Origin of the sequence: Kribbia dieselivorans NBRC 106261, from assembly GCF_001552435.1 — a bacterium.
In the GTDB taxonomy this organism is placed as follows: domain Bacteria; phylum Actinomycetota; class Actinomycetes; order Actinomycetales; family Dermatophilaceae; genus Kribbia; species Kribbia dieselivorans.
Genome location: NZ_BCRE01000209.1, coordinates 1 through 9474, shown reverse-complemented (window position 1 = coordinate 9474; position 9474 = coordinate 1). Strand labels below are relative to the sequence as shown.

Here is a 9474-nt window from a genome sequence, read left to right as displayed (position 1 = left end):
GGGCGTCGGCGTCGTCGATGGTGGCCAGCACTTCGCGGGTGGCGGCGTCGTCGGCGCGGCACTCGACGGCCAGCGCGCCCTGTGCCGGCGCCGGCAGCATCTGGATCGGGTCGAGCACCTCGGTGGCCTCGTCGACGCGGCCCAATCGGCTCAACCCGGCGCGGGCGAGGATCACCGCGTCGAGGTCACCGTCGCGCACGTAGCCGATGCGGGTGTCGACGTTGCCGCGAATGTCGCGGAACGTCAGTCCCAGTCCGAGACCGGCCACCTGCGCGAGCCGGCGCGGCGAACCGGTGCCGACGACGGCTCCGCTCGGCAACTCGGCCAGCGTCAGTCCGTCGCGGGCCACGACGACGTCACGCGGGTCCTCGCGCCGCGGCACCGCGCCGATGACCAGGCCCGGTTCGTCGGCGGTCGGCAGGTCCTTGTACGAGTGCACGGCGAAGTCGACGTCACCGGAGCGCAGGGCCTCCCGCAGCGCCGAGGCGAACACCCCGGTGCCACCCAGGTCGCGCAGCGCCGCCCGATTCGTGTCACCCTCGGTGACGATCTCGACGAGCTCGACGGTGTGGCCCTGGGCGCGCAGCAGATCGGCGACCCACTGCGACTGGGTGGTGGCGAGCAGGGAGCGTCGTGTCCCCAGCCTCAGGTGACTCACCGGCGTCCCTCCTGCAGGTCGAACAGCACGTTGATGGCGTCCGCGTAGTGGCCCAGCCGGCCGTCGGCGGCCATCTCCTTGACCTTGACCGTCGGCGAGTGCAGCAGCTTCTCGACGGTGCGATGCATGGCCAGCCGCACCTCGGCGCGCTCGTTGTCGGTCAGGTTCGGGGTGCGCTGCTCCAGGCGGGCCAGTTCGGCCTCGAGCAGCCCATTGGCGGCGGTGCGCAGCGCCTTGATCGTCGGGCCCACCTGGTCGGCGGCCCGGGTGACGCGGAAGTTCTCGACCTCGTCCGCCACGAGGGAGGCGGCCTGAGCGACCTCCGGGTGCCGCTCGGCTCCGCTCAGTTCGTTGCCCAACTCGGCCAACCCGACCCGCGATACCCCGGCCAGGCCGCCGACCTCGCGGGCGATGTCCTGCGGCAGGGCGAGGTCGATGTACGTCTGCCGCGCGCCGCCACGGGCCACCTGCGCCGCCGAGGCAGCCTCGAGGCCGATGACCTCGCGCGATGATCCGGTGCAGGAGATGACGATGTCGGCCTCGGCCAGCGCCTCGGAGAGGTCCTCGATCGGGCGGGCGGTGGCCTCGAGCCGGGTGGCGAGGTTGGCGGCGCGCTCGAAGGTGCGGTTGATGATCGTCAGGCTGGCGACGCCGTTGCGCATCGCCGTCATCGCCGACAGCGCGCTCATGCCACCGGCGCCGATGACGAGCACCCGGGCCTGGCGCAGGCCGCCGAGGTGACGGGCGGCGTGGTCGAGGCCGGTCTGCACGAGCGAGCGCGACACCGAGTCGATGCCGGTCTCGGTGTGCACGCGCTTGCCGACGCGCAACGCGTTCTGCACAAGCGCGTTGAGCACCGGGCCGACGTCACCGCGCTCCTGCCCCTCGGCGAGCGAGTCGCGCAACTGGCCGAGGATCTGCGACTCCCCGACCGCCATGGAGTCCAGTCCGGCCGCCACCGAGAAGGCGTGCAGCACGGCGCGGTCGTCGTAGTGCAGGTAGAGGTGGTCGCGCAGGTCCTCGCGGCCCAGGTGGGTCACCTGCGTCAGGGCGTCGGTGAGTTCGTCGACGGCGCCGTGGAAGGTCGAGGCCTCGGCGTATACCTCGGTGCGGTTGCACGTCGAGACGACGACGAGTTCGGAGACGTGCTCGCCGGCGTCGATCGTGTGGGCGAGGGCATCGCGGGCGGCGCGGTCGAGACTGACCCGCTCGAGCAGGTCGATGGGCGCGAGGTGGTGGGACAGGCCCAGGACGAGCAGGCTCACAGCGACACCGCCCCGTCGACGGACTTGCGCTGTTCGCGGAACGCGAGGATGTGCAGTTCGGTGGACAGGTCGACCTTGCGCACGTCGACTCCTTCGGGGACGGTCAGGACGGTCGGTGCGAAGTTGAGCAACGAGGAGATGCCGGCGGCGACGAGTTGGTCGGCGACCTGCTGGGCCGCGGTGGCCGGCGTGGCGATGACGCCGATGGACAGGCCCTGCGCGGCGGCGATCGCGGGCAGGTCACCCATCGGACTGACGGCGAGCCCGGCGATGACCTCGCCGACGACCTTGGGGTCGGCGTCGAGCAGCGCCGCGACCTTGAACCCGCGGGTGGCGAAGCCGGAGTAGGCGGCGAGCGCGCGACCGAGGTTGCCCATCCCGACGATGGCCACGGGCCAGTCGTGCGTCAGGCCCAGTTCGCGTGAGATCTGGTAGGTCAGGTGGTCGACGTCGTAGCCGACGCCGCGCACGCCGTACGACCCCAGGTGGGACAGGTCCTTGCGCAGTTTGGCCGAACGCACCCCCGAGGCCTCGGCGAGTTCCTCGGACGAGACCGACGAGATGCCCTGTGCGGCAAGCCCATTGAGCGCCCGCAGGTACTCCGGGAGACGAGCCACGGTGGCGTCGGAGATACCCCGCTTGACGCCGTTCTCGACCGACACTGCCGCTGCACTCCTCCCACCGCCACCCCCGGTGGGCGCGATGACGTTCCGCTCAAGATACGCACAAATGCCCACATTGCACAAAGTCACAAGCCCCGGAGTCCGCATCATGACCCTCTGGGGTGGTATGGGAGCGCGGTGAACCCGCCTATCGACGTCGGCGCACGGCCTTGCGCAGCTTGCGTTCGGTGATCCGCCAATGTTCGAGATATCGGCCGTCGACCAACGTCACCGGCACGAGATCGGAGTACGCGGCGCGCAGTTCGGGGTGCGCGTCGACGTCGACCCGTTCCCAGGTCACCCCGACGTCGGCGGCGACCCGCGCGACGATCGTCTCGACGTCGTCACAGAGGTGACACCCGTCGCGCGACACCACGGAGATCCGGGCCGCCGGAACCCACGCCGCCGACTGGGGGCTCGGGGCGGTCATCCGAAGACGCTGGTGCGGTTCCGGAGGATCGCGTGGAGCATGCGCTGGATCGTCGCGCGCACGTGGTCACTCACCTCGAGCACCGCGGCCGGGTCGTCGGAGGAGGTCGCGGCCATCGTGTCGGTGCGCACCGGTTCGCCGAACTCGATGATCCACTTGCTCGGCAGCGGGATGATGCCCAGCACCCCGAGCCATGGGAACGTCGGCGTGATCGGGATGTACGGGACTCCGGCCAGCTTCGACAGACCGGGGATCTCACCGAGCTTGGGATAGGCCTCCTCGGCACCGACCACGGCACACGGGATGATCGGGACTCCGGCGGCCACGGCCGAGGAGACGAAGCCGCCGCGGCCGAACCGCTGCAGCCGGTAGCGGTTCTTGAAGGGCTTGCCGATGCCCTTGAGCCCCTCGGGGAACACGGCGACGAGTTCGCCGGCGGCGAAGAGCCGTTCGACGTCGGCCTTGCTCGCCCGGGTCGCGCCGGTGCGGCGGGCGATGCTGCCGGCCAACGGAGCCTCGAAGAGGAAGTCCGCGCCGAGGGAGCGCAGCAGGCGGTGGCGGGGGTGTTCGTCGTGCACCGCCAGCTGGACCATCAACGCGTCCAGGCCGATCGTGCCCGAGTGGTTGCTGACCACGAGCGCCGGCCCCTCGGCGGGCAGGTTCTCGATGCCGCGCACCTCGACCCGGAACCAGTGCTGGTAGAGCAACCGGAAGAGCGGGAACCAGAGCGCCTCGGTGAAGTCCTCGTCGTACCCGAACGCGTCGATCTCGTAGTCACCGCGGCGGCGACGGTCGATGACGTCGGACCAGGCGTCGAGCTGCTCAGCGACGGAGAGCCGGGTGCGGCTGGGTTCGGGGCTCACGGGTGGCCTCCTTCACGCACGGCGCGCGGAACGGCCATGGAGGCCAGCGCGGTGCGGGTGGTGTAAGCGGGCTCGGGCAGCACGGTCGCCCGCATGAGGGTTGTGTCGACGACGCGCCCCCAGGTGAGCAGATCGCGGTGTTCGGTCGTCAGTCGGGCCGCGTCGGAGCGGCCAAGGAGGGCACGGGTGGCGCCGCCCAGGCCCGGCAGGACGGGCATCCAGGGGCGGCCGAGGATCGCCGCGGCCTGGCTGAGGGTGACGACGCCCTCGCCGGCGACGTCGACGACGAGCGATGTGTCCGGTGGGGTGATCGTCGCCTCCACGAGGGCCGCGATGGCGTCGTCGATGTGGACGACCTGCAGGCGCGGGTCGTGGCCGAGCCGGGTGGGCAGGATCGGCAGGCGCAGGTATTCGGCCATTGGCGTCTCGACGCCGGGCCCGACGATGTCGGCCAGGCGCACCACGGTGGTGGTGGCGTCGGGGCGGTGACGTGCCAGGGCGCGCACCTGCCCCTCGGCCTCGACACAGTCGCGGCCGATGCCGTCGGGCAACGACCCGACGGCGGCGCTGGAGGCGACGTGGACTGCAGGGCTGCGCGCACCGGCGCCGTGGACGGCGGTGGTGGAGGCGACGACGACGTGGCGCAGGGATTCACTGCGCTCCGCGGCGGCCAGGAGGCGCATCGTGCCGAGGATGTTGACGTCCTTCTGACCGGCGCGACCGCCGCGGACCTTGGGGTCGAGCAGCGAGGCGTGGACGATGACCGAGACGTCGAGCGTGCGCACGAGGTCGGCCAGGGTGCGGGAGCGCAGATCCACCCGGATCGACTCGACGCCGGGGATCGGCGTGGCCACCGGGGCCGAGCCGAGGCCGAAGACCTCGGCGTCGGGCCATCGACGGGCCACCTCCGCGGCGACGGCGGCACCGAGCCGGTCACCGATCCCTGTGACAATCACGACCTCAGACACGTGAAACAGCCTAACCAACGCGGGGACAACGACATCGGCCCCGGACGGAAGTCTCGGGGCCTGGTCGTCACGTCGCGCCGTTGTCCCAGGACAGCGGCGTCGGCGTCACTTCTTGTTGCGACGCTGGTGGCGCGTCTTGCGCAGCAGTTTGCGGTGCTTCTTCTTCGCCATCCGCTTGCGGCGCTTCTTGATGACAGAACCCATGTATGTCCCTCAGTCCTACGGTGTTGGTGCGTCAGTGGCCACGGCGTGACGCGTCAGGAGCACCACGGGTGAGACCGATCGAAGGTACAGCCTACTGTCCCGACGGCCATCTCCCAAACAGAAGGGCGAAATCGGGGCGAAACGGGCTGAGATCAGGCGGTCTCGATGAACGAGGTCTTGAGGTACTCGTGCACCGCGTCCTCGGGGACGCGGAAGGAGCGCCCCACCCGCACGGCGGGGAGTTCGCCAGAGTGGACCATGCGGTACACCGTCATCTTCGAAACGCGCATGATCGCGGCAACTTCGGCGACGGTGAGGAACCGAACCTCGGCGAGCTGGCGCTCACTGGACATGCGAAACCTCACGCTTCTGCACAGTCGCATCGCCAACTCCAACGGTCGGCGGACGCTACGGCTGTGCCACGGGAAACACTAGGGGTTGATGTGGCAAATGGGAAGTCGAATGAAGCGACCTTACAGGCGGTGTCCAGTCGACACGCCGATCAGGTGAACCAGACGTCCAAGCCGTGGAGCGGGAAGACCGCCTCGCGGGTCGCCATGATCGCCCGGTCGACGTCGCTGTGCGGGTTGTAGCCCATCTCCCACGGCTGCACCCAGATCGGTCCGTCGTTGGGGTCGAGGTCGCCCATGCGCGTGGGTGCCTCGCGTCCCGTCAGCTCCTTCACGGCGATCCGCCACTCTTCGGGGACCGGCGTGGTCAGCGGGACCGGGTGATGCGCGGCGACCCCGATCAGGTGCGACCACGACAGCGGCACGACACTGACGACCTCATACCCGCCGCCGCCGAGCGCGATCCACTTGCCGTCGGTGAGTTGGTGGCTGAGGCGGTGGATGGTGTCCATCGCGTACCGGTGGGCGTCCAACGAGATCGCCAGGTGCGCCAGCGGATCGTCGATGTGCGAGTCGGCGCCGTGCTGGCTGACGATGACCTGGGGGTCGAAGGCCTGCACGACCGGGATGATCGCCGAGTTGATGGCCCGCAGCCACTGCGAGTCGCGGGTGCCCGGGGGGAGGGCGATGTTCACGGCCGTCCCGCGGGCATGCTCACCACCGATGTCGCGGGGCCACCCAGTGCCGGGGAAGAGCGTGCGGCCGCTCTGGTGGACACTCGCCGTCAGCACGCGCGGTTCGTCCCAGAACATCCGCTCCACGCCGTCTCCGTGGTGGACGTCGACGTCGATGTAGGCGACCCGCTCGACACCGTTGTCCAACAGACGCTGGATGGCCAGGGCGGCGTCGTTGTAGATGCAGAAGCCGTCGGCCTTGGCGGGCATCGCGTGGTGCAGACCGCCGGTGAAGTTCACCCCGTGCTCGGCGTCGCCACTCAGGATCGCGTCGGCCAAGGCCATCGAACCGCCGACGATCCGGGCGCTCGCCTCGTGCATGCCCGCGAAGACCGGAACGTCGTCGGTGCCCAGGCCTCGTTCGGGGTCGCTGCCGACCGGGTTGAGTGAGAACTGGCGCACGGCCGCGACGTACGCGGGGTCGTGCAGCCGCTCGAGTTGCTCATCCGAGGCGACCTCCGGATCGATGACGGTGACGTGGTCGAAGAGCCCGAGTGCCTGGCTGAGTCGAGCCGTCAGTTCCAGCCGGATCGGCGCCATCGGATGTGATGGCCCGAAGTTGTACCGTGTGAACTCTGGGCCCCAGATGACACTCGTCCGTGCAGCTGTCATGTTCTGCACCGTACCTGTTGCGGTCGGCGTCACCGGACCCAACGTGAGAACCTGCACCCAAATCACCTCGGTTTCACCTCGAAGGGACCCGCATGTCGCCTCGCAGCCGCCTTCACGATGAGGACGTCATCGTCATCGGCCTGGGCCGTTTCGGCACCGCTGCCGCGCTCGAACTGCAGCGGCTGGGGCACCGGGTGTACGCCCTGGAGTCCGACGCGGCCACGGCCGAACGCTTCGTCGGTCGGGTGTCCAAGGTCGTCCACGCGGACGCAACGCACCCGGCGGTGTTCGACGACATCCGCACCCATGACTTCAAGCTCGCCGTCGTCGGCATCGGATCGTCGCTCGAGGGCTCGGTGTTGGCCTCGTCCAACCTCCTTGACATCGGTGTGCCGGGGGTGTGGGCCAAGGCGATCACCGATGAGCACGCCAAGATCCTCCACCGGATCGGGGTGCACCACGTCGTCCGGCCCGAGGCGGACTCGGGCTACCGCGTCGCGCACCTGGTCAACGGCCGACTGCTCGACTACATCGAGTTCGACGACGACTTCGCCATCGTCAAGATGCACCCCCCGAAGGAGTCGATCGGCTTCACGCTCGCCCAGAGCGCCCTGCGCTCCAAGTACGGCGTGACCGTCGTCGGGGTCAAGTCCCCGGGGCGGGGGTTCACGCACGCGGTGCCCGAGACCAAGGTCGCCGCGCACGACACCCTCATCGTGTCGGGACCCAACGAGAACCTCGAACGCCTCGCCGGCCGCCCCTAGTTCGCCGCACCAGTCAGCCAGGCGGAGTCTCGAACGCAGAGCCCCGCCGTGTCCTCCCCTTCGCGGCGCATACCGCGCACACCCAAGGACCCGGCGGCGAACCCGAGCCTAGGAAACCTCAGCCGTTGCGGTGGTTGCGCGTCGTCCCACGGTCCGCGCCGAGGGCGAGCACGAGCATGATCTCCGTCTCGTCCTCACGGTTGCGCATCGGGCGGCGCTCGTCCGTCGGCCGGAAGCCGAAGCTCGACGCGAACGCCACGGCGCGGCCGTTGTCCGAACCCACCCAGTACGCGAGCTGCTTGAGCCCCTTCTCGGTGGCGAACTTCGCTCCGGTCACCACGAGGTTCGCGGCCACCGAACGGCCCCGCCACTCCGGCGTCACCCACAGGCCGAACAGTTCACCCATGGTCGCGTCGTCACGGCGGGTGGAGTGCCCCACGCTGACCACGCCCACGGGCTCCCCATCGACCTCGGCCAGCAGGCGCGGCGAACGGTTCATCCGCTCACGCCACTCGGTCTCCGCGATCGCCGACTCGTCCTCGTACGTGGCCACGAAGGCCTCCGGCGAGTCCTTCAGCGCCGCCAAACGGATGCTACGGAAGAGTTCCCACTCGTTCTCGGTCAGCGTGCGCACGTTGATCTCGGTCATGGACTCACTCTCCCACGGGACTTCAGCAGCATTCACTCGGTATCACGTGCAGGGTAGTCGGTCCGCGTGCCCAAGGCATGCCGAGCGCTCACAACTCCAATGCACGCTGCGCCGCGGCCTCCAACGCCGCCAGATAGGAGCCCCGCACGGCCCGGTCGTCGAGCACGCGCAGCGCGGCCGCGGTGGTCCCGCCGGGCGAGGTCACCTGCTCCCGCAGCAACGACGGGTGTTCCCCGCTCTGGTCGAGCAGCTTCGCTGAGCCCAGCAGGGTCTGCACGGCCAGCGTGTGGGCGGTCGCGCGCGGCAGCCCCAGGTGCACGCCGGCCTCGATCATCGCCTCGGCCAGGTGGAACACGTACGCCGGCCCCGACCCCGACACCGCAGTCACCGCCGGCTGCTGACTCTCGGGCACCGTGACGACCTTCCCCAGGCCGGAGAGCAGCTCGGTCACCCGCGCGACATGCGCCTCGGAGGCGTGCTCGCCCGGGCTCAGCGCACACATCGCCTCTCCGATGAGGGCCGGTGTGTTCGGCATGACCCGGATCAGCGCGGTGCCGGCCGGGGTGTGCGCCGTCATGGTCGCGAGGTCGACGCCCGCCGCGAACGACACGACCAACCCCCCGGCGGCCAGGTGCGGGCTGATCTCGTCGAGCACGGCACCGACCGTGTACGGCTTGACGACGACGAAGATCGTCTCGGCGCCGGCCGCCTCGGCCACGCCCACGGCCCGCACCCCGTACTTCCCGGCGATCTGCGCCACGCGGTCGGCGCTGGCGTCGACGACGCTCACCTGGGCCGGGTCCTGCCCGCCGGCGATCAACCCGCCGAGGATGGCCTCGCCCATGGCACCGACGCCGAAGATCGAGAGGGTTCCCATGACTGCTCCTGTCGTTGAGGTGGAGATTGGCGTTAGGTCAGTCGGCGTGCGAGACCGGGCGCAACAGGCCGGTCATCGAATCGGGGCGGTCGGCCAGCCGTTGCAGCGCCTCGGCGTACCAGCCCTCCCCATAGGGCAGGCGCACCCGCACGCGATACCCGCTGTCGGACAGTCGCAGCGCCGCCTCGGTGTTCGCCCCGAGCGTGACCTGGTACTCGAACGACTCCACCCGACGCCGGTCGAGGTTGGCCATGACCGAGGCGACGTCGGCCAGTCGCATGTCGTCGGTGTCGATGAGTGGTTCACCGGCGCCGCCCACCAGCGTCTTGACACAGCGCACCCATGCCAGATCGGCCTCGTGCTGGTTGTGCCACGCGATGGCGCGCGGGGTGTCCTTGGGGCCCTGCACGAGCCGCACCCGCACCCCCGGCCCGGTCA

General features: G+C 70.0%; 12 protein-coding genes and 1 pseudogene. 1 reads left to right on the top strand and 12 read right to left on the bottom strand.

Annotated features, from left to right (window positions below; genetic code table 11):
- From hemC to KD1_RS14420, 9 genes are all read right to left on the bottom strand, one after another.
- Positions 1-658 (bottom strand): hydroxymethylbilane synthase (gene hemC, locus KD1_RS14455; protein WP_068403084.1); only part of this gene is annotated, 658 nt, incomplete at its 3' end.
- Positions 655-1923 (bottom strand): glutamyl-tRNA reductase, encoded by a 1269-nt coding sequence (locus KD1_RS14450; protein WP_068403082.1) that lies wholly within the window; start codon positions 1921-1923, stop codon positions 655-657. The genes KD1_RS14450 and hemC, both read right to left, overlap by 4 nt.
- Positions 1920-2585 carry a redox-sensing transcriptional repressor Rex gene (locus KD1_RS14445; protein ID WP_068403080.1) on the bottom strand — a complete coding sequence of 222 codons (666 nt, stop codon included), beginning with the start codon at positions 2583-2585 and terminating at the stop codon, positions 1920-1922. Before KD1_RS14445 ends, KD1_RS14450 begins: the two co-directional genes overlap by 4 nt.
- Positions 2586-2733: 148 nt before the next feature.
- Positions 2734-3015 carry a glutaredoxin family protein gene (locus tag KD1_RS14440; RefSeq protein ID WP_068403078.1) on the bottom strand — a complete coding sequence of 94 codons (282 nt, stop codon included), beginning with the start codon at positions 3013-3015 and terminating at the stop codon, positions 2734-2736.
- Positions 3012-3878, bottom strand: coding sequence for a lysophospholipid acyltransferase family protein (locus KD1_RS14435; RefSeq protein WP_068403076.1), 867 nt, complete (start codon positions 3876-3878; stop codon positions 3012-3014). The genes KD1_RS14440 and KD1_RS14435 overlap by 4 nt, the downstream gene beginning before the upstream one ends.
- Positions 3875-4846 carry an NAD-dependent epimerase/dehydratase family protein gene (locus KD1_RS14430; protein ID WP_169795406.1) on the bottom strand — a complete coding sequence of 324 codons (972 nt, stop codon included), beginning with the start codon at positions 4844-4846 and terminating at the stop codon, positions 3875-3877. Before KD1_RS14430 ends, KD1_RS14435 begins: the two co-directional genes overlap by 4 nt.
- Positions 4847-4951: 105 nt before the next feature.
- Positions 4952-5050 (bottom strand): 30S ribosomal protein bS22, encoded by a 99-nt coding sequence (locus tag KD1_RS16355; RefSeq protein ID WP_003792170.1) that lies wholly within the window; start codon positions 5048-5050, stop codon positions 4952-4954.
- A gap of 152 nt (positions 5051-5202) precedes the next feature.
- Positions 5203-5403 carry a helix-turn-helix domain-containing protein gene (locus KD1_RS14425; RefSeq protein ID WP_068403074.1) on the bottom strand — a complete coding sequence of 67 codons (201 nt, stop codon included), beginning with the start codon at positions 5401-5403 and terminating at the stop codon, positions 5203-5205.
- A gap of 149 nt (positions 5404-5552) precedes the next feature.
- Positions 5553-6746 (bottom strand): acetoin utilization protein AcuC, encoded by a 1194-nt coding sequence (locus tag KD1_RS14420; protein ID WP_068403072.1) that lies wholly within the window; start codon positions 6744-6746, stop codon positions 5553-5555.
- A gap of 92 nt (positions 6747-6838) precedes the next feature.
- On the opposite strand from KD1_RS14420, the gene KD1_RS14415 reads away from it, so the two are divergent.
- Positions 6839-7510, top strand: a complete 672-nt coding sequence (locus KD1_RS14415) for a potassium channel family protein (protein ID WP_068403070.1) — start codon at positions 6839-6841, stop codon at positions 7508-7510.
- Between the two features lie 118 nt (positions 7511-7628).
- On the opposite strand, the gene KD1_RS14410 is transcribed toward KD1_RS14415, so the two are convergent.
- The 3 genes and pseudogenes from KD1_RS14410 to KD1_RS16950 form a co-directional block, all read right to left on the bottom strand.
- Entirely contained in the window at positions 7629-8159 is a 531-nt protein-coding gene (locus KD1_RS14410; protein WP_068403068.1) for a GNAT family N-acetyltransferase, read from the bottom strand.
- Positions 8160-8247: 88 nt separating this feature from the next.
- On the bottom strand, positions 8248-9036 hold the full coding sequence (gene proC / locus KD1_RS14405; RefSeq protein WP_068403066.1) for a pyrroline-5-carboxylate reductase: 789 nt from the start codon (positions 9034-9036) through the stop codon (positions 8248-8250).
- A gap of 37 nt (positions 9037-9073) precedes the next feature.
- A pseudogene (locus KD1_RS16950) lies at positions 9074-9474 on the bottom strand (proline dehydrogenase family protein); the annotation flags it as partial.

Excerpts from the sequence above, each read along its gene's own strand:
- KD1_RS14425 (WP_068403074.1), bottom strand. The coding sequence starts at position 5,403 with ATGTCCAGTGAGCGCCAGCTCGCCGAGGTTCGGTTCCTCACCGTCGCC.
- KD1_RS14410 (WP_068403068.1), bottom strand. The coding sequence starts at position 8,159 with ATGACCGAGATCAACGTGCGCACGCTGACCGAGAACGAGTGGGAACTC.
- proC (WP_068403066.1), bottom strand. The coding sequence starts at position 9,036 with ATGGGAACCCTCTCGATCTTCGGCGTCGGTGCCATGGGCGAGGCCATC.
- KD1_RS14415 (WP_068403070.1), top strand. The coding sequence starts at position 6,839 with ATGTCGCCTCGCAGCCGCCTTCACGATGAGGACGTCATCGTCATCGGC.
- KD1_RS14420 (WP_068403072.1), bottom strand. The coding sequence starts at position 6,746 with ATGACAGCTGCACGGACGAGTGTCATCTGGGGCCCAGAGTTCACACGG.
- KD1_RS14440 (WP_068403078.1), bottom strand. The coding sequence starts at position 3,015 with ATGACCGCCCCGAGCCCCCAGTCGGCGGCGTGGGTTCCGGCGGCCCGG.
- KD1_RS16355 (WP_003792170.1), bottom strand. The coding sequence starts at position 5,050 with ATGGGTTCTGTCATCAAGAAGCGCCGCAAGCGGATGGCGAAGAAGAAG.